This is a genomic window from Pseudomonas sp. SWRI77, assembly GCF_014269105.1.
Taxonomy (GTDB): Bacteria; Pseudomonadota; Gammaproteobacteria; order Pseudomonadales; family Pseudomonadaceae; genus Aquipseudomonas; species Aquipseudomonas capeferrum.
Genome location: NZ_JABWRV010000025.1, coordinates 13,315 through 31,584, shown reverse-complemented (window position 1 = coordinate 31,584; position 18,270 = coordinate 13,315). Strand labels below are relative to the sequence as shown.

General features: G+C 63.2%; 17 protein-coding genes. 14 read left to right on the top strand and 3 right to left on the bottom strand.

Annotation, left to right across the window (positions count from 1 at the left end):
- Positions 1-104: 104 nt before the first annotated feature.
- Positions 105-959 (bottom strand): LysR family transcriptional regulator, encoded by an 855-nt coding sequence (locus HU766_RS21245; protein ID WP_186660344.1) that lies wholly within the window; start codon positions 957-959, stop codon positions 105-107.
- Positions 960-1,052: 93 nt separating this feature from the next.
- On the opposite strand from HU766_RS21245, the gene HU766_RS21240 reads away from it, so the two are divergent.
- Positions 1,053-1,484 (top strand): multidrug/biocide efflux PACE transporter, encoded by a 432-nt coding sequence (locus HU766_RS21240; RefSeq protein ID WP_186660342.1) that lies wholly within the window; start codon positions 1,053-1,055, stop codon positions 1,482-1,484.
- 9 nt (positions 1,485-1,493) lie between these two features.
- On the opposite strand, the gene csiR is transcribed toward HU766_RS21240, so the two are convergent.
- Positions 1,494-2,189, bottom strand: coding sequence for a DNA-binding transcriptional regulator CsiR (gene csiR, locus HU766_RS21235; protein WP_047583363.1), 696 nt, complete (start codon positions 2,187-2,189; stop codon positions 1,494-1,496).
- Between the two features lie 195 nt (positions 2,190-2,384).
- Here csiR and glaH point away from each other — a divergent pair, with 195 nt between their 5' ends.
- The 4 genes from glaH (at position 2,385) to HU766_RS21215 (ending at position 7,177) form a co-directional block, all read left to right on the top strand.
- On the top strand, positions 2,385-3,362 hold the full coding sequence (glaH, locus tag HU766_RS21230; protein WP_033697526.1) for a glutarate dioxygenase GlaH: 978 nt from the start codon (positions 2,385-2,387) through the stop codon (positions 3,360-3,362).
- A 22-nt stretch (positions 3,363-3,384) separates the two neighbouring features.
- Entirely contained in the window at positions 3,385-4,635 is a 1,251-nt protein-coding gene (gene lhgO, locus HU766_RS21225; RefSeq protein WP_186660340.1) for an L-2-hydroxyglutarate oxidase, read from the top strand.
- Between the two features lie 145 nt (positions 4,636-4,780).
- Positions 4,781-6,172, top strand: coding sequence for a GABA permease (gene gabP / locus HU766_RS21220; RefSeq protein WP_186660338.1), 1,392 nt, complete (start codon positions 4,781-4,783; stop codon positions 6,170-6,172).
- 111 nt (positions 6,173-6,283) lie between these two features.
- Positions 6,284-7,177 (top strand): PA4780 family RIO1-like protein kinase, encoded by an 894-nt coding sequence (locus HU766_RS21215; protein WP_186660336.1) that lies wholly within the window; start codon positions 6,284-6,286, stop codon positions 7,175-7,177.
- A 46-nt stretch (positions 7,178-7,223) separates the two neighbouring features.
- On the opposite strand, the gene HU766_RS21210 is transcribed toward HU766_RS21215, so the two are convergent.
- Complete coding sequence (locus tag HU766_RS21210) at positions 7,224-7,865, bottom strand: TetR/AcrR family transcriptional regulator (protein WP_047583361.1); 642 nt, start codon at positions 7,863-7,865, stop codon at positions 7,224-7,226.
- A 126-nt stretch (positions 7,866-7,991) separates the two neighbouring features.
- Between HU766_RS21210 and HU766_RS21205 the strand changes: the two genes are divergently transcribed.
- The 9 genes from HU766_RS21205 (at position 7,992) to HU766_RS21165 (ending at position 18,239) form a co-directional block, all read left to right on the top strand.
- Positions 7,992-10,028: an NADH:flavin oxidoreductase gene (locus HU766_RS21205; RefSeq protein ID WP_186660334.1), complete on the top strand. Its 2,037-nt coding sequence runs from the start codon at positions 7,992-7,994 to the stop codon at positions 10,026-10,028.
- A gap of 96 nt (positions 10,029-10,124) precedes the next feature.
- Positions 10,125-11,435, top strand: a complete 1,311-nt coding sequence (locus HU766_RS21200; protein ID WP_186660330.1) for a Xaa-Pro peptidase family protein — start codon at positions 10,125-10,127, stop codon at positions 11,433-11,435.
- Positions 11,436-11,459: 24 nt separating this feature from the next.
- On the top strand, positions 11,460-12,251 hold the full coding sequence (locus HU766_RS21195) for an amino acid ABC transporter ATP-binding protein (protein WP_186660443.1): 792 nt from the start codon (positions 11,460-11,462) through the stop codon (positions 12,249-12,251).
- Positions 12,251-12,892 (top strand): amino acid ABC transporter permease, encoded by a 642-nt coding sequence (locus HU766_RS21190; protein WP_186660327.1) that lies wholly within the window; start codon positions 12,251-12,253, stop codon positions 12,890-12,892. Before HU766_RS21195 ends, HU766_RS21190 begins: the two co-directional genes overlap by 1 nt.
- Positions 12,889-13,557 (top strand): amino acid ABC transporter permease, encoded by a 669-nt coding sequence (locus tag HU766_RS21185; protein WP_186660326.1) that lies wholly within the window; start codon positions 12,889-12,891, stop codon positions 13,555-13,557. Before HU766_RS21190 ends, HU766_RS21185 begins: the two co-directional genes overlap by 4 nt.
- Positions 13,558-13,591: 34 nt before the next feature.
- Positions 13,592-14,425: a transporter substrate-binding domain-containing protein gene (locus tag HU766_RS21180; RefSeq protein ID WP_033697541.1), complete on the top strand. Its 834-nt coding sequence runs from the start codon at positions 13,592-13,594 to the stop codon at positions 14,423-14,425.
- Positions 14,426-14,580: 155 nt separating this feature from the next.
- Entirely contained in the window at positions 14,581-15,555 is a 975-nt protein-coding gene (gene hemB, locus HU766_RS21175) for a porphobilinogen synthase (protein ID WP_033697542.1), read from the top strand.
- Positions 15,556-15,803: 248 nt separating this feature from the next.
- The gene (gene proP, locus HU766_RS21170; protein ID WP_186660324.1) at positions 15,804-17,306 is read left to right on the top strand and encodes a glycine betaine/L-proline transporter ProP; all 1,503 of its coding nucleotides are present in this window, start codon (positions 15,804-15,806) and stop codon (positions 17,304-17,306) included.
- 33 nt (positions 17,307-17,339) lie between these two features.
- Positions 17,340-18,239 carry a LysR substrate-binding domain-containing protein gene (locus HU766_RS21165; protein WP_186660322.1) on the top strand — a complete coding sequence of 300 codons (900 nt, stop codon included), beginning with the start codon at positions 17,340-17,342 and terminating at the stop codon, positions 18,237-18,239.
- Positions 18,240-18,270 lie beyond the last annotated feature (31 nt).

The following is an 18,270-nucleotide window of genomic DNA, read 5'->3' as shown; positions in this document are numbered from 1 at the left end:
CTACGGGGGGAGGGGGGCGGCTGACTTGTCGGTGGGTGTACTGCTTGTTGCGCGTGGGTGCACGGGTGCGGGCAATTATTCCGCTGGGGTTCTGTGGCGGCGGCCTATCGGCCCAGCAACTGCTGCACCAGCCACTGCCCGGCCGGGCCGAGGGCGCGGCGGCGTGACCAGGCGATATCCATGTCGACCCGCCGCGGGTAACCGGCCACCTGCAATTGCACCAGGCCGCTGCCAAAGCGGGTGACTAGGGCTTTGGGCAGTTCTGTCCAGCCAAAACCACGGTCGGCGAACTCCAGCAAGGTCAGGTAGTCCGGTGCCGACCAGGCTTGGCCGCGGTCGTGATGCAAGCTGGGGGCGTAGGTCTTGATGTACAGCTGGCGCACGCTCTCCAGCTGCTGGCGCTGCACCGTGCGCAGGGCCGCCAGCGGGTGGTCGGCGCTGACATACACGCAAAACTCCGCCTGTTCAGGCAGGCGCGCCACGGCGACGTCGGCAGGGTAGTGGGGCTGTGCGGCCAGTATGCCGATCTGGGCCATGTCCAGTTGCACCAGCTCGATCACATCAGCGTCTTCAGACGGGCCGCAGCGCAATTCGGTGTGCGGGTAGCGTTCGGCAAAACCAGCCATGACTGCGCTTTGGAACGTGACGCTGTAGCTGTCCGACATCACCACCGAGACCAGCGCTTCGACATGCTCGGCCAACCTGAGCGCCAGGGCGTCGAGCCCGGCGCTGGCATCGAGGATCGCTTCGACGTGCGGCATCACCTGTCGGCCTGCGGCATTGAGCGTGGGGTGGCGGCCTCCTCGGTCGAACAGAGTGCAGCCGATATCGGCCTCGAAATTGGCAATGGCGATGCTGACGGTGGACTGGCTTTTCTTGAGTTTGCGCGCCGCCGCAGAAAACGAGCCGAGTGAGGCAGCTTCCACAAAGGCAAGCAAGGCTTCCGGTGAGTAGCGCATAGGTATTGATAAAATCGATGGGTGCTATGTCGCGAGTATCTGTTCTATCAAAGAAAATAGAAAGCACGTCTTAAGCAATCGATGGAATTAGTAATGAAAAAGGTCTCTTTCACCGAGCGTATGGTCCATGCGGTGGGTTATGAAGTGTTCGCCGTGCTGCTGTGCGCACCGCTGTTGTCCTGGGTGCTGGGTAAGTCTTTGGCCACCGCGGGCACACTGGCGGTCACCTTGTCGGTAATCGCCATGGTGTGGAACATGGTCTACAACGCAGTGGTCGACCGCTTCGTGCAGACCGAGCGGGTTGACTGGAAAGCCCGGGCGCGCGTGGTGCATGGCCTGGGCTTCGAGGCGGGGTTGGTGGTGTGGTGCCTGCCTGTAGCGGCCTGGATGCTGGATATTTCGCTGCTGCAGGCGTTCATGGTCGAGCTGGGCTTCTTTGTGATCATCCTGCCCTACACCGTGGTGTACAACTGGGTGTTCGACAAGCTCCGGCACCATGTGGCCCAGCGCCAGGCAGCGGCCTGAAGGCCGCCGCTACGACCGCCCGATGCCCTCGGTGTGCATGATTTGCGCAATGATTGGCACCGGGGTCATCAGGTGCGAGTGCATCATGGCACTGGCGCGTTTGGCATCGCGGGCCAGGATCGCCTCGACCAGCGCCGAATGCTCCTGGCGCTTGAGCTCAAGCGCCTGCTCGGAAAACACCGTCTGCGTCAGCCACAAATGGCGGTAACGCTCAGCCTGGTCGAACAGGTAGGTGCGGGCCTGCAGCAGGTGCTTGGAGCCGCACCCCGAGGCGATGGCGGTGTGAAACGCCTTGTGCCGTTCATCCCACACATCCAGCCGTTGCTCGCGGGTTTTCACCTCCACCACTTTGGCCAGGGTATGCGAACAGGCCAGCACCGACGCTTCCCAAGCGTCATCGCCGCGTTCGATGGCCAGGCTGATGATCATGGCTTCCAGGTTGGCGCGGGCATCGTAGATGTCGTTCATCTCCGCCAGTGACATGGGCGCGACACGGTAGCCTTTCTGGCTGATGACAATCACCAGGTGCTCGGCCACCAACTGCGAAAGCGCCTCGCGCAGCGGCCCCACTCCCAGTTCGTAGCGGTCCTTGAGGGTGCTCATCAAGAGCTTCTCCCCAGGCTTGAACACGCCGCGGATGATGTCCTTCTTGAGCCTCTCATACCCGCTGAATGCTGAGTTTTGTCGGGGAGCGAGCGCTTCCAAAGTCCTGTTCCTCAAAACGTTTTGCCGATCATACCGAAACCGTTGGCGGACGAAAAACAATGGACATACTGTCTAAGTATCTTCGTTTTATAAAAATGTAGACATTTTCCGTGGGTGGCGATATTTTTGCTTCGCCCGCACTGATCCAGATCACGACTGGACCGTGCTATCTCCTTTTTCTGCCAGGACCTCGCCATGAACGCTTTTACGCAGATCAACCAACCTGTGCTGCCGCTGCCGCTCGAACCGCGTGGTTACACCATCGCCCCGTCGAAGCAGTCGCCTCGTCTGCTTGAACTGACCTTTGCCCGCGAGACCGTGCAGGCGTTCGTCGAGGCTGTGGCCCAGTGGCCGGTGCAGGCGCTGGAATACAAATCGTTTCTGCGTTTTCGGGTGGGCGAGATCCTCGACGAGCTGTGCCAGGGCACGCTGCGCCCGGTACTGCTCAACACCATTCTCGACCGCGCCAGCGGCGGCATGCTGATCACCCCGCTGGGGCTGGATGACGTGAGCCAGGCCGAGGACATGGTCAAGTTCACCACCGCCTGTGCGCACCTGATCGGCCGCTCCAACTACGACGCCATGAGCGGCCAGTACTACGCCCGCTTCGTGGTGGTGAACAGCGACAACTCCGACAGCTACCTGCGCCAGCCGCACCGCGTCATGGAGCTGCACAACGACGGCACCTTCGTGAACCAGATCACCGACTACGTGCTGATGCTGAAAATCGACGAAAGGAACATGGAAGGCGGCAACTCGCTGTTGCTGCACCTGGACGACTGGGAGCAGTGCGAGGCGTTCTTCCGCCACCCGCTGGCGCGCCGCGAGATGCGCTGGACCGCGCCGCCCAGCAAGAACGTGGCCGAGGACGTGTTCCATTCGGTATTCGACAACGACGCTGAAGGCCGGCCGACCATGCGCTACATCGACCAGTTCGTGCAGCCGGAAAACTTCGAGGAAGGCGTCTGGTTGAACGCCTTGTCCGAATCGCTGGAGGGCAGCGACAAGAAACTGTCCGTGCCGGTGGCGGTGGGCAGCTTCGTCTTGATCAATAATCTGTTCTGGCTCCACGGCCGCGACCGCTTCACACCGCACGACGGCCTGCGCCGCGAGCTGATGCGCCAACGCGGCTATGTCGCCTTCCCCAAGCCGCTGTACCAACGCGGCCAGTAAACACGGCGCGGGAGGTAACACTGTGTACGATTTCATCATCATCGGCGGTGGCATTGTGGGCATGTCCACCGCCATGCACCTGATCAAGGTGTACCCGGACGCCAAGATTCTCCTGCTGGAGAAGGAGTCCGGCCCGGCGCGCCACCAGACCGGGCACAACAGCGGGGTGATCCATGCCGGGGTGTACTACACCCCCGGCAGCCTCAAGGCACGCTTCTGCCTGGAAGGCAACAAGGCAACCAAGGCCTTCTGCACCCAGCACGGCATCGCCTTCGATGAATGCGGCAAGCTGCTGGTGGCCACCAACGACCTGGAAATGCAACGCATGAAGGCGTTGTGGGAACGCACCGCGGCCAATGGCCTGGAGCGCCAGTGGTTGTCGGTCGACGAGCTGCATGAGCGCGAGCCCAATATCGTCGGCCTGGGCGGGATATTCGTGCCCTCCAGCGGCATCATCAATTACGCCGAGGTGACGGCGGCCATGGGCCGTGAGTTCCAGCGTGCCGGTGGCGAGATCCGCTACAGCGCCGAAGTGATCGGCCTCGAGGAGCGCGCCAGCGAAGTGGTCGTGCGTACCCGCAGCGACGAGGTGCACAGCCGCTTCCTGGTCACCTGTTCGGGGCTGATGGCCGACCGCGTGGTGAGCATGCTTGGCATCCGCACCCACTTTGTGATCTGCCCGTTCCGTGGCGAGTACTACTTGCTGCCCAAGCAGCACAACCAGATTGTCAACCACCTGATCTACCCGATTCCGGACCCGTCCATGCCGTTTCTGGGCGTGCACCTGACGCGCATGATCGACGGCACCGTGACCGTGGGCCCCAACGCGGTGCTGGCGATGAAGCGCGAAGGCTACCGCAAGGCCGACGTCAGCGTGGCGGACATGTTCCAGACCCTGACCACTCCCGGCATCCTCAAGGTGCTGGCCAAGAACCTGCGCCCGGGCCTGATCGAGATGAAGAATTCACTGTTCAAGGGCGGCTACCTCAAGCAGGTGCAGAAGTACTGCCCGAGCATCACCAAGGATGACCTCACACCTTACCCGGCGGGTGTCCGGGCACAGGCGGTGTCACGCGATGGCAAGCTCATCGACGACTTCCTCTTCGTCAATTCGGCGCGCAGCGTGAACGTCTGCAATGCGCCATCGCCTGCCGCCACCTCGGCCATCCCGATCGGCGCCTACATCGTCGAGAAGGTCTGCGCACAAGTCGCCCTGCAGGGGGGCGGCTTGCCCAAGCCAGACCTGGCCGGCAAGCAGCGCGCTGCCGGCTGAGCAGGCCGGCAACCCCAGCGGATCTGCGTTTCGTTTTACTCAACCCGCCTGGCCCTACTCACCATTTAGGGCCGGGTGGGCTTTTTCGCGCCCGTGTTCGCTAGACGGCGCAGCGCGGGCATGACAAGAACAAGAAGGTAAGGCCATGCAAACAGACAAGAACAATTTGAGTCATGGGTTGAAATCGCGGCACGTCACCATGTTGTCCATCGCCGGGGTGATCGGCGCCGGCCTGTTCGTCGGCTCCGGTCGGGCCATCGCCGAGGCCGGGCCCGCCACCATCCTCGCGTATATGCTGGCCGGTGGGCTGGTGGTGCTGGTCATGCGCATGCTGGCCGAAATGGCGGTCGCCTCACCGGATACCGGCTCGTTTTCCACCTATGCCGACCTCGCCATCGGCAAGTGGGCCGGCTATACCATCGGTTGGCTGTACTGGTGGTTCTGGGTGCTGATCATCCCCATCGAGGCCAACATTGCCGCCACCATCATCAACACCTATGTGCCGCAGATGGAAATCTGGGTGCTGTCGTTGGTGATCACGCTGCTGCTGACGGCCACCAACCTGTTCAGCGTAAAGAACTACGGCGAGTTCGAGTTCTGGCTGGCGCTGGTCAAGGTCATTGCCATCGTCGCCTTCATTATTCTGGGCGCCTGCGCCATTTTCGGCCTGCTGCCCAGCGCCGGCGTCAGCGGTGTTTCGCGCCTGTGGGACACCGGCGGCTTCATGCCCAATGGCTTCGGCGCGGTACTCAGTGCCATGCTGATCACCATGTTCTCGTTCCTTGGGGCCGAGGTGGTGACCATTGCCGCCGCCGAGTCGGACGAGGCGGGCAAGCATATCTCCAAGGCCACCAACTCGGTGATCTGGCGGATCACGCTGTTCTACATCCTGTCGATCTTCATCGTCATCGCGCTGGTGCCCTGGACCGACCCGCGGTTGGCCACCGAGGGCTCCTACGTCACGGTGCTGGATACGCTTGGTGTGCCGCATGCCAAGGCCATCATCGACTTCGTCGTGCTGACCTCGGTCACCAGCTGCCTGAACTCGTCGCTGTACACCGCGTCGCGCATGGTCTATTCGCTGAGCCGTCGTGGTGATGCCCCGGCCTGTGCCCAAGTGACCAGCCGCAGCGGTACGCCGATTGTCGCGGTGCTGCTGTCCACCGGTGCGGCGTTTCTGGCGGTGATCGCCAATTACCTGGTGCCGGCCAAGGTGTTTGGCTTCCTGATGGCAAGCTCCGGCGCCATCGCCTTGCTGGTGTACCTGGTGATTGCCATTTCCCAGCTGCGCCTGCGCAAGCGCCTGACTGCGCAAGGCAAGACACTGAACTACCGCATGTGGCTGTTCCCATGGCTGACCTGGGCGGTGATCCTGTTCATCAGCAGCGTGCTGGTGGTGATGCTGTTGCGCCCGGACCATCGCCTTGAGGTGGTTTCCACCTTGGTGCTGGCGGTCTTCGTGGTGTGCTCGGGGTTGCTGATCACGCGCCGACGGGCGCGGGTGGCGCCAGGCAGCACCGTGGGGCAGGGCGCCTAGGCGGCCGGTAACAGACGAACGTTGCATCTCAGACGAGCAAGATCCATCAGGCTGTGAGAGGATGGCCGCCACCTCCACGGCTCGGCCACAGGACCCCAGAACTCAAGCCTGATGAAGACTCCAAAAAGAATCGAACCCCTGATCGAAGACGGCCTGGTCGACGAAGTACTGCGACCTCTGATGAGCGGCAAGGAAGCTGCGGTCTACGTGGTGCGCTGCGGTACCCAGGTGCGCTGCGCCAAGGTCTACAAAGAGGCCAACAAGCGTAGTTTCCGCCAGGCTGCCGAGTACCAGGAAGGCCGCAAGGTACGTAACAGCCGCCAGGCCCGCGCCATGGCCAAGGGCTCCAAGTACGGCCGTAAAGAGGCCGAAGATGCTTGGCAGAACGCTGAAGTGGCGGCCCTGTTCCGCCTGGCCAGCGCCGGTGTGCGGGTGCCCAAGCCTTACGATTTCCAGGATGGCGTACTGTTGATGGAGCTGGTGACGGACGCCGACGGCGACGCCGCCCCGCGCCTCAACGATGTGCACCTGGAAGCCGAAGAAGCCCGCGAATTCCACACATTCGTCATCCGCCAGATCGTCCTGATGCTCTGCGCAGGGCTGGTGCACGGCGACCTCTCCGAGTTCAACGTGCTGCTCGGCCCTGACGGCCCGGTGATCATCGACTTGCCACAAGCGGTGGATGCAGCCGGCAACAACCATGCCTTCAGCATGTTGCAGCGTGATGTGTCGAACATGGCCCATTACTTCGGCCGCTTCGCCCCGGAGCTCAAGGACACCCGCTATGCCCAGGAAATGTGGGCGTTGTTCGAAGCGGGCGAACTGAAAGCGGACAGCCCGTTGACCGGCGTGTTCGCTGACGACGACGAGCAAGCCGACGTGGACGGCGTGCTGCGTGAAATCGAAGCCGCGCGGTTCGATGACGCCCGCCGCCGCGCCGCCTTGGCGGACGCCGAGCGTGGCCCGGTCAAGGGTGAAGAACCCCCTCCGCCCTGGATGCAGTAGTCCATTGGGGCCGCCTGGCGGCCCAACCCTGTGGCGCTGGCGAGGTTCAGTTCGCTGGCGGCACAAACCCGTTGCGCTGGTAGAACCGCTCCAGCTCATGGGCCTCAGGCTCTACCCCGGTGAAAATCCGCAGGTACTCTGGAATGAAGCGCATCCGCAGCGCCAGCGGTTCGTAGGTTTTCATGCTGATGTAGCCGATCTGCGCCAGGTAGATCGAGCGGGCGCGCGTGGCGGCGGCGTCCTCGCTGAAGCCAAAGCGGTCGAACATCTGTTTCAAGGCCTCCATGCGCAGGGCGTCGGCCTCGACGATCTCGGCGGCCACCTGTTCCGACTGCAGGGCCCAACTGCGCATGGCGAATTCGAACTGCGAATCGAACAGTTCGCTGTTCAGCCAGCAATCGAACACATTGAGTATCGCCTCGCTGATCGACGCCGCATACGCCTGTGAATGGCTCACCAGGTTGCTGGTGTTCTTGCGCTTCCACTGCTCGATCAGCGCTGCCAGCAACGCCTCGCGGTCCTCGAAGTACCAATAGAAACTGGTGCGGGCAAGGTTGAGTTTTTTCGCCAGCGGCAATACCCGCACAGCATCCACCCCCGATTCCTTGAGGGTTTCGTAAGCGGCGTTCAGCCAGCTTTCGAGCGAACCGCGGGCGGCGAGTTCTGGGGTCTTCGAAGTCATGTTCATGGGCGCATTCTTCCGTATCCATGGCAGGCTGGCAAGCGCAATGTACACCTGTGTCTAATTAATTGACACCTGTGTACATGGGGGCTAATGTCGTTTTTGCCTGATGCCCTGAACGCGAGAACAATCATGTCAAATGACCCGTTGCTTCAGCCGTACCAACTCAAGCACCTCACCTTGCGCAACCGCATCATCACCACCTCCCACGAACCGGCCTACCCCGAAGACGGCATGCCCAAGCAGCTGTACCGTGCCTACCATGTCGAGCGCGCCAAGGCCGGCGTGGCAATGACCATGACCGCCGGCTCCGCCGCCATTTCCCGAGACAGCCCGCCAGTGTTCAACAACGTGCTGGCCTACAAGGACGAGGTGGTCGGCTGGATGAAAGACCTCACCGACGAGTGCCACGAGCATGGCGCGGCGGTGATGATCCAGCTCACCCACCTGGGCCGGCGTACCCGCTGGGACAAAGGCGACTGGTTGCCAGTGGTGTCACCGTCGCACAACCAGGAGCCGGCGCACCGGGCCTTCCCCAAGCGCCTGGAGATCTGGGACATCGAGCGCATCATCAAGGACTACGCCGACGCTGCCGAACGCATGCAGGCCGCCGGGCTCGACGGCATCGAGCTGCAGGCCTACGGCCACCTGATGGACCAGTTCTGGTCACCGCTGACCAACGAGTTGCAGAACGTCTACGGCGGCTCCCTGGAAAACCGCCTGCGCTTCACCTTCGAAGTGCTCGCCGCGATTCGGCAGCGGGTGGGCGACGCGTTCATCGTCGGTATCCGCTACACCGGCGACGAAGTGCTGGCCGGCGGCTTGACCCGGCAGGAAGGCCTGCAGATTTCGCAGTTGCTCAAAAACAGCGGGATGATCGACTTTCTCAACGTGATACGCGGCAATATCGCCACCGACGCAGGCCTTACCGACATCATCCCGATCCAGGGCATGCGCAACGCCCCGCACCTGGACTTCGCTGGCGAGATCCGTTCGCTGACCGGCTTCCCGACCTTCCATGCGGCGAAAATCCCGGACGTGGCCACGGCCCGCCATGCCATCGCCGCAGGCCTGGTGGACATGGTCGGCATGACCCGCGCGCACATGACCGACCCGCACATCGTGCGCAAGATCATCGAAGGCCGCGAAGACCAGATCCGCCCCTGTGTCGGCGCCAACTATTGCCTGGACCGCATCTACCACGGTGGTGCCGCCTACTGTATTCACAACGCCGCCACCGGGCGCGAAACCAGCATGCCCCACGACATCGCCAAGGCGCCGGTGCGGCGCAAGGTGGTCATCGTCGGTGCCGGCCCGGCAGGGCTGGAGGCGGCGCGGGTGGCGGGCGAGCGTGGCCATGAAGTGGTGGTGTACGAGGTGGCCGACAAGGCCGGCGGGCAAATCCGCCTGACCGCGCAGTCCGAGCGGCGCAAGGAAATGATCAGCATCGTCGACTGGCGCCTGGCCCAGTGCGAGCGCCTGGGCGTGACCTTCCACTACAACGTGTGGGCCGACAGCCAGATCATCCTCGACGAGGCCGCCGATGTGGTCATCGTCGCCACCGGTGGGCTTCCCCATACCGAAGTGCTGGAGCACGGCAACGACCTGGTGGTGTCGAGCTGGGACATCATCTCCGGCGACGTGAAGCCTGGGCGCAACGTGCTGGTGTATGACGATGCCGGGGACCATGCCGCCCTGCAGGCCGCCGAGTTCATTGCGCAAAGCGGCGCACGCACCGAGATCATGACCCCCGACCGAACCTTCTCGCCAGAAGTCATGGGCATGAACCTGGTGCCCTACATGCGCACCCTGCAGCAACTGGACACGACCTTCACCGTCACCTGGCGGCTGAAGGCGGTACACAAGGGCGAAGGCGGCCTGCTGGCCAGCATCGGCACCGACTACAGCGAGCTGCGCCAGACTCGGCAGGTCGACCAGGTGGTGGTCAACCATGGCACCCGCCCGCTGGACGAGCTGTATTTCCAGCTGTGCCCGTTGTCCAGCAATGAAGGGGCGGTGGAGTACATGGACCTCATTGCCGGCCGCCCGCAAACCGTGGCCCGGCGCAACGACGGGCGCTTCCAACTGTTTCGCATCGGCGACGCGGTGGCCTCGCGCAATACCCACGCGGCCATCTATGACGCGCTGCGCCTGGTGAAAGACCTCTGATCGGTACGCTGCACCTTAAAACAATAAACCCAGCACCACCCGCTGTTACTGCCCTGGCTCCAACAACGACAACGATATCCAGTGGAGAGTGTAACCATGCACATCGGTACCCAATCGACCGAGCAGCCCTGCCTGCTCGCCCCGTCATCCCTGCAGTTTCGCACCGACGCCAGCGTCACCGGCCATGCCCTGGCACCGGTAGACAGCGGCCTGCTCGCGGCCCAGGCCGCCATCGACCGCAAGGCCCTGCGCGAATACCGCCTGCAGCGTATTCGCCAGCAACTGCGTGCGCACGACTATGGCGGCATTCTGCTCGCCGACCCGATCAACATCCGCTATGCCACCGACACCAACAACCTTGGCCTGTGGGTGATGCACTCGCCCAGCCGTTATGTGTTCGTGCCCACGGAAGGGCCGGTGGTGCTGTTCGAGTTCACCAGCAGCCGGCACAACAGCGAGCACGTCGAGACCATCGACGAGATCCGCCCGGCGCTGCCCTGGTTGTACTTTCTGGCCGGCCCCAGGGTCGATGAGAAGGCGACCTTGTGGGCGGCGGAAGTGGCCGAGCTGATGCTGCGCCACAGTGGCGGCAATCGCCGCCTGGCGGTTGACCGTTGCGACCCTTGGGGGGCCGAGAAGCTCAAGGCCAAAGGCATCGCGCTGTTCGACGCCCAGCCGTTGATGGAGCAGGCGCGGCTGATCAAGTCCGCCGAGGAAATCGCCAGCCATCGGGTGTCCATGGCCGTGTGCGACCTGGCCATCGCCCGCATGCGGGCCAGCCTGGTGCCGGGTATTACCGAAAACCAGCTGTGGAGCATCCTCCACGGCACCAACGTGGCCCAGGGCGGCGAGTGGGCCGAGAGCCGCCTGCTCAGCTCCGGTCCGCGCACCAACCCGTGGTTCCAGGACGCCACCGACAAAGTCATCGAGGCGGGCGAGATGGTCTGCTTCGACACCGACATGGTCGGCCCCGGCGGCTACCTGTCGGACATCTCGCGCAGCTTCGTCTGCCCTGGCAAACCAGTGACCGGGGCCCAGCGTGCGCTGCTCGACATTGCCTCGCAGCAGGTCAGCCATAACCTCCAGCTGCTGCGCCCGGGGCTTTCATTCCGCGAGTTCGCCGCGCACTGCTGGCCGGTGCCGCAGCGGTTCGAGCACAACCGCTACATGATGATGCTGCACGGGGTGGGCCTGGTCGACGAGTACCCCAGCGTGGCCTACGCCGTGGACTTTGCCGAATGGGGCTACGACGGCGTGTTCGAGGAGAACATGGTGGTCTCGGTCGAGAGCTACATCGGCGAGCAAGGCGGGCGCGAGGGCGTCAAGCTTGAAGAGCAGGTGCTGATCACCGCCCAGGGTGCGGTCAAGCTGTCGAGCACGCCGCTGGTCGACGACGACCGCTATTGAGGGGAGGGCCTGCACATGAACCCGATGAGTATCCCCCTGCGTCAGGTGCCGCCAGTGCCTGCAGTGAAGCCTGCGTTTCTGCGCCTGGAAGCGCTTTACAAACAGTTTGGCAAATACGAGGTGCTGCACGACGTCAACTTCGAGATGAGCAAGGGCGAGGTCGTGGCCATCATTGGCCCCAGCGGCTCGGGCAAGAGCACCTTGTTGCGCTGCATCAATCAGCTTGAGCCGCCGACGCGTGGGCGTATCCGCCTTGATGAGCTGGACATCGACGCCGCCACGCCGATGGCGCGGGCGGACCTTTTGAAACTGCGCCGGCGTATCGGCATGGTGTTCCAGTCGTTCAACCTGTTCCCGCACCTGACGGTGCTACGCAATGTCAGCCTGGCGCAGGTCCGTACCCTGGGGCGCAGTGAGCGCGAGGCCGATGCGCGCTCGATGCAGTTGCTGGAGCGCGTGGGCCTGGCGGACAAAGCCGGGCATTATCCGGCGCGCTGTTCGGGCGGGCAGCAGCAACGCATCGCCATCGCCCGCGCCTTGGCGCTGGAGCCGCAGTTGATGCTGTTCGATGAACCGACATCGGCACTGGACCCGGAGCTCGGCCTGGAGGTGCTGGCGGTGATGAAGGAGCTGGCCGGGGAGGGCATGTCGATGATCGTCGTGACCCACGAAATGCACTTTGCCGAGACCGTCTCCGACCGCGTGGTGGTCATGGCCGAGGGCCGCATCATCGAACAGGGCCCGAGTGCCCAGGTGATGCGCCAGCCACGCCATGAACGGGTGAGCAAGTTCCTCCAGGCCGTGAGGAACCGCTGATGAACGATATCCTCATGATGCTGCTGACGGGCGTGCCGTGGACCGTGGGTGTGACCGTCTGCGCCTTTGCCGTCGGTGTGGTGCTGGGGTTCCCGCTCTGTGCGCTGCGCATGTCACAGGTGCCGTCGTTGCGGGTATTGGGCGCGGCACTGGTGCTGACCTTGCGTTCGATCCCGCCGATCGTCTGGCTGTTCTTCATCTTTTTCGGCATTGGCGGCGGCTATGTCACGTTGTCGCCGTTTGTCGCAGCGGTGGTCGGCCTTGGCCTGATTACCGCCGCGCAGATGGCCGAGGTCTATCGGGGCGCCTTTGCGGCGATCCCCGATGGCCAGTATGAAGCGGCCCATGTGCTCAACCTGTCAGCGCCGCAGCGTTTCTTCGATGTGGTGTTGCCGCAGTTGGTGCGCATTTCCATCCCGACAGCGGCCACCTACGCCATCGGCCTGCTCAAGGACTCTGCAGTGGCGTCGACGCTGGGTGTCGCGGATATCAGCTTCCAGGCGTACCAGGTTTCGCAGCAGACCTTCCTGGGGCTGGGCGTGTACAGCGCGGCTGCGTTGGTGTACCTGGTGCTCAGCGTGCCGGTGGCGCTGGCTTCGCGCTGGTTGTCGAGCACCTTGCAACGGAGGATCAGCCTATGAACGCGCTGCTGACACTGTGGGCGCAGTGGTTTCCGGAGTTATGGAAGGGCTTTGTCCTGTCGTTGCAGGTGACCGCCGTCAGCCTGCTGCTGGGCATCGCGCTGGGGCTGCTGCTGGCCCTGGGCGTAGTCGCCAGGGGCAAGGCCATACGCTACCCGACGTTGATCATCGTCGAACTGGGGCGGGGTGCGCCGGCATTGATCCTGTTGCAGTACTTCTACTTCGGCCTGCCGTCGGTGAACCTGACCTTGACCTCGTTCTGGGCGGCCGTGCTGGCGTTGGCGTACTGCACGGCGGCGTACACCAGCGAGATCATCCGCGGTGGCATCGAGGCGGTTGCCCGTGGCCAGCACGAGGCGGCTGATGTGATTGGCCTGAACCGGGTCGATGCCCTGCGCTATGTGATCCTGCCCCAGGCCTTGCGGGTGGCGCTGCCGTCGTTGCTCGGCTTCTCGATCATGATGTTCCAGGCTTCTTCGCTGTGTTTCACCATCGCCTTGCCTGAGATCGTCAGCCGCGCCTCGGCCATCGGCTCCTCGACGTTCCAGTACATGCCGGTGCTGGTGCTGGCCGGGCTGATGTACGCGGCAGTCTGCGCGCCGGCCAGCCTGGGCGTGGCTGCCCTGGAGCGACGCCTGGCGCCCGGCGTGCAACCTGCTTGCTGATGCTGCTTTTTCATTCACTTCCTGAAAGGTACCCGTGATGAAACCATTCAAGCGCGTTACCCGTTGCCTGAGCCTGTGCCTGGCCCTGGTCGGCAGCGCCCAGGCCATGGCCGAGTGCAAACCCACCCATACGTTCGAAACCCTGACCCCAGGTGTGCTCACCGTCGCGGCCTGGGTCTTCCCGCCGTACTCGATCCCTGGCACCGGCCAGGCACTGGGCGGCGTTGATGGCGAGATCATCAAGCAGATCGCGGCCCGGGAGTGCCTGACCATCAAGGCCAGCGTGCTCGACCCCTCGGCGGCAATCCAGTCGGTGGTGGCCCGCCGTGCCGACGTGGTCATTGGCGACTGGTACCGCACGGCGGAGCGCGGCAAGGTGCTGGGGCTGTCGGCACCGTTGTACCTGGACGTGATGGGCATCATCTCGCCCCAGGGCTATGCCAAGGTCAGCGAGCTGGAGGGCAAGCGCGTGGGGACGGTGCAGGGCTACCTGTGGGTCAGTGACCTGAAGACGGTGCTGGGCGACGACCTGGTGCTGTACCCCAACCCGGTGGCCATGGCCCAGGACCTGGCCTCGGGGCGCATCGAGGCCGGCATCGACAGCCATGCGGTGGCCGTCGCCTCGCAGCAGAAGGGGGCGTACAAGGGCGCCAGCATCAAAGTGTCCGAGCCGGATCCACGGGTCAAGGCGACCGAGCAACCGGGGCAGACCAGCATCCCTTACATGCTGAGCAACGTCGAACTGGGCAAGGCGCTCGATGCCAACATCCAGGCGTTGCATGGCAGTGGCGAGATTGCCCGCATACTTGAGGCGCATGGGCTGGATCGGCAGGCGGCAGATGTGGGGGCGCCGCGGTTGGTGGAGTGAAGTGCCTATACCGGCCTCTTCCCGGGTTTACCCGGGAAGAGGCACGGCTAATCCAGGCTATTACCCTTGATGCAAGACACAATCTCTTCATTCAGCCTTTTCACTGGGGCTCAACAGGCATATGGTGTACGCCGTCCATATTCCCTGGAGCTGTCATGTCCAACCGTTTCCCCTCCGTTCGTCCTCGTCGCTTGCGCCAGAACGAATCCCTGCGTTCGATCTTCCAGGAAACCGAGTTCCGCCTTGAAGACCTGATCCTGCCGATCTTCGTCGAAGAAGGCATCGATGATTTCGTGCCGATCACCAGCATGCCGGGTGTCAATCGCATCCCTGAAAAACTGCTGGCGCAAGAAATCGAGCGCTACGCCCGTGCCGGCATCAAGTCGGTGATGACCTTTGGCGTTTCGCACCACCTGGACGAGGTCGGCAGTGACACCTGGAACGAAAACGGCCTGGTGGCGCGCATGGCGCGGATCTGCAAGGACACCGTGCCGGAAATGGTGGTGATGTCCGACACCTGCTTCTGCGAATACACCAGCCACGGCCATTGCGGTGTGGTGCACGACCACGGTGTGGACAACGACGCCACCCTGGTCAACCTGGGCAAGCAGGCCGTGATCGCGGCCGCCGCCGGCGCCGACTTCATCGCGCCATCGGCGGCGATGGACGGCCAAGTCCAGGCGATTCGGGGTGCGCTGGATGCCGCAGGCTTCCATGACACGGCAATCATGGCCTATTCGACCAAATTCGCCTCGTCGCTCTATGGCCCGTTCCGCGAGGCCGGCGGTACCGCCCTCAAAGGCGACCGCAAGAGCTACCAGATGAACCCGATGAACCGCCGCGAAGCCGTGCGCGAATCGTTGCTCGACGAGCAGGAAGGGGCCGATGTGCTGATGGTCAAACCGGCCGGCGCCTACCTTGACGTGATCGCCGACATCCGCGCTGCTTCGCGCCTGCCACTGGCGGCCTACCAGGTCAGTGGTGAATACGCGATGATCAAGTTCGGCGGCCTGGCCGGTGCCATCGATGAAGGGCGCGTGATGCGTGAAAGCATCGGCGCCATCAAGCGGGCGGGTGCCGACCTGATCCTGACCTACTTCGCCATGGACCTGGCGCGCGAAGGTATCTGATAGGGCCGGCTGCCTTGTGGGGGCGGCCTTGCCGGGGCGCCGGACCGGTCGGAAAGGGGCGCGTAGCGGCCCCAGGTTCTGTGGCGCAGCAAAAATCGCCGGGGCCGCTACGCAGCCCTTTCGCGACGCAAGGCCGCTCCTACAAGCCCCCAGCCCGCCCTGAAACTACAAAAATTCATTAAGCGCTGAATTATTTAGTGTCCCTTAGTCTCTGATGCCATAGAGCATTCAGCGACAGGGATATAAGCATGAAATCTCGCAAGAAAAGCGTCAAACCGATCGGCCTGAAAGACATCACCATCGTCGACGACGCCAAGATGCGCAAAGCGATCACCGCCGCCGCCTTGGGCAACGCGATGGAATGGTTCGACTTCGGCGTCTATGGCTTCGTCGCCTACGCACTCGGCAAGGTGTTCTTCCCCAACGCCGACCCCAGCGTGCAGATGATCGCCGCCTTGGCCACGTTCTCGGTACCCTTCCTGATCCGCCCGCTGGGCGGGTTGTTCTTCGGGGCACTGGGCGACAAGTTCGGCCGGCAGAAGATTCTCGCCGCCACCATCGTGATCATGTCGTTGAGTACCTTTGCCATCGGCCTGATACCGTCCTATGCCTCGATCGGCATCTGGGCGCCGATCCTGTTGCTGCTGGCCAAGATGGCCCAGGGCTTCTCGGTAGGCGGTGAATACACCGGGGCTTCGATTTTCGTCGCCGAGTACGCGCCCGACCGCAAGCGCGGCTTCCTCGGCAGCTGGCTGGATTTTGGCTCCATCGCAGGGTTTGTTCTCGGTGCGGGCGTGGTGGTGTTGATTTCCACCGTGCTGGGCGAGGAGCAGTTCCTTGAGTGGGGCTGGCGCCTGCCGTTCTTCCTGGCCTTGCCGCTGGGCATCATCGGCCTCTACCTGCGCCACGCGCTCGAAGAGACACCGGCATTCCAGCAGCACGTCGAAAAGCTCGAACAAGGCGACCGCGAAGGCCTGGCCTCCGGCCCCAAGGTGTCGTTCAAAGAGGTGGCCACCCAGCACTGGCGCAGCCTGGTGACCTGCGTTGGCGTGGTGATCGCCACCAACGTCACGTACTACATGCTGCTCACCTACATGCCCAGCTACCTGTCGCACAACCTGCACTACAGCGAAGACCACGGGGTGCTGATCATCATCGCGATCATGGTCGGCATGCTGTTCGTGCAGCCGATCATCGGGCTGCTCAGTGACAAGTTCGGGCGCCGGCCTTTCATCATGGTCGGCAGTGTCGGCCTGTTCGCGCTGGCTATCCCAGCCTTCATGCTGATCAACAGCGGCGTGCTTGGGCTGATTTTCGCCGGGCTGCTGATCATTGCCGTGCTGCTGAACTTCTTCATTGGCGTAATGGCCTCGACATTGCCAGCGATGTTCCCAACGCACATTCGTTATAGCGCCCTGGCCAGCGCGTTCAACATCTCGGTACTGATCGCCGGCCTTACCCCGACCCTGGCCGCCTGGCTGGTAGAAAGCACGGGCAACCTGTACATGCCGGCCTACTACCTGATGGTGATTGCGGCCGTCGGCCTGGTCACCGCCCTGACCATGAAGGAAACCGCCAACAAACCCCTGCGCGGTGCGGCGCCTGCCGCGTCTGACATCGAGGAAGCACGCGAGCTGCTGCAGGAGCACCACGACAACATCGAGCAGAAAATCGAAGACATCGACACGCAGATTGCAGAGCTTGAGGCCAAACGCAAATTGCTGGTGCAGCAACATCCGCGTATCGAGTAAGGTACAAGGCCCTTTACTCAGTAGATAATTTATATGGCCGAGGGCTTTTCGGCGCTACCGCCACTCAATGGCTTGCGGGTGTTCGAGGTGGTATCACGCCACCTCAACTTCCGCCTGGCAGCGGACGAGCTGGGGGTTACCCAGGCGGCGGTGGCGCAGCAGGTTCGCGGGCTGGAGGCGAACCTTGGGGTCAAACTGTTCGAACGGTTGCCCAGGGGCCTGAGCCTTACCGGCGCCGGCCAGCGCTACAGCGCCGATATCCGCAGTGCGTTCGCCTTGATCGCCTCGGCTACCCAGGCGCTGCGCCCCGATGGGTCCCACCTGACGGTCAGCGTTACGCCCACCTTTGCGGCGAAGTGGCTGATCCCTCGGCTGGCGTCACTTGCACACGACCACCCCGATATCGACCTGCAGGTACTGGCCACTGATCGCCTCTCGCAGTTCCGCCCTGAGGGCGTGGATATCGCGGTGCGCTACGGCCGCCCGCCGTTCGGCCCGGCCTTGCATGTCGAACCTTTCCTCAAGCAACGCATCGTCGCCGTGGCAAGCCCTGGGCTGCTAGCGCAACTGGGCAAGCCGGCCTCCCTTGACGACTTGCACCGCTTCGCGCTGCTGCACGATGCGCACAATTTCTGGCCAACCTTTATCGGCGAGGTCTTTGCGCAGCCGCTGTTGGCTGGGGCCAAGAATGTGCGCTTCAACCAGACATCGTTGGCGATCGATGCTGCAGTGGCCGGGCAGGGGCTCGCCTTGGCCAGCGACTTCTTCGTACGCAACGACATTGAAGCAGGGCGGTTGGCCTTGGTGTTCGAGCAGCAATTGGTGCTGGAGCAGGCGTTTTACCTGGTCTGGCCGCGCAATGCCTATCAAGCGCCAGCACTGGAGAGGGTGCGCAGCTGGTTGTTGCAACAGGCGCAGGCATCTGGTCAGTAGTTTTTCTATCGTCTATTGCATCAAGGTCGAT

Bases quoted from the DNA above. Each gene is read 5' to 3' on its own strand.
- HU766_RS21245 (WP_186660344.1), bottom strand. From the start codon at position 959: ATGCGCTACTCACCGGAAGCCTTGCTTGCCTTTGTGGAAGCTGCCTCA.
- HU766_RS21240 (WP_186660342.1), top strand. From the start codon at position 1,053: ATGAAAAAGGTCTCTTTCACCGAGCGTATGGTCCATGCGGTGGGTTAT.
- glaH (WP_033697526.1), top strand. From the start codon at position 2,385: ATGAACGCTTTTACGCAGATCAACCAACCTGTGCTGCCGCTGCCGCTC.
- gabP (WP_186660338.1), top strand. From the start codon at position 4,781: ATGCAAACAGACAAGAACAATTTGAGTCATGGGTTGAAATCGCGGCAC.
- HU766_RS21215 (WP_186660336.1), top strand. From the start codon at position 6,284: ATGAAGACTCCAAAAAGAATCGAACCCCTGATCGAAGACGGCCTGGTC.
- HU766_RS21210 (WP_047583361.1), bottom strand. From the start codon at position 7,865: ATGAACATGACTTCGAAGACCCCAGAACTCGCCGCCCGCGGTTCGCTC.
- HU766_RS21205 (WP_186660334.1), top strand. From the start codon at position 7,992: ATGTCAAATGACCCGTTGCTTCAGCCGTACCAACTCAAGCACCTCACC.
- HU766_RS21200 (WP_186660330.1), top strand. From the start codon at position 10,125: ATGCACATCGGTACCCAATCGACCGAGCAGCCCTGCCTGCTCGCCCCG.
- HU766_RS21195 (WP_186660443.1), top strand. From the start codon at position 11,460: ATGAGTATCCCCCTGCGTCAGGTGCCGCCAGTGCCTGCAGTGAAGCCT.
- HU766_RS21190 (WP_186660327.1), top strand. From the start codon at position 12,251: ATGAACGATATCCTCATGATGCTGCTGACGGGCGTGCCGTGGACCGTG.
- HU766_RS21185 (WP_186660326.1), top strand. From the start codon at position 12,889: ATGAACGCGCTGCTGACACTGTGGGCGCAGTGGTTTCCGGAGTTATGG.
- hemB (WP_033697542.1), top strand. From the start codon at position 14,581: ATGTCCAACCGTTTCCCCTCCGTTCGTCCTCGTCGCTTGCGCCAGAAC.
- proP (WP_186660324.1), top strand. From the start codon at position 15,804: ATGAAATCTCGCAAGAAAAGCGTCAAACCGATCGGCCTGAAAGACATC.
- HU766_RS21165 (WP_186660322.1), top strand. From the start codon at position 17,340: ATGGCCGAGGGCTTTTCGGCGCTACCGCCACTCAATGGCTTGCGGGTG.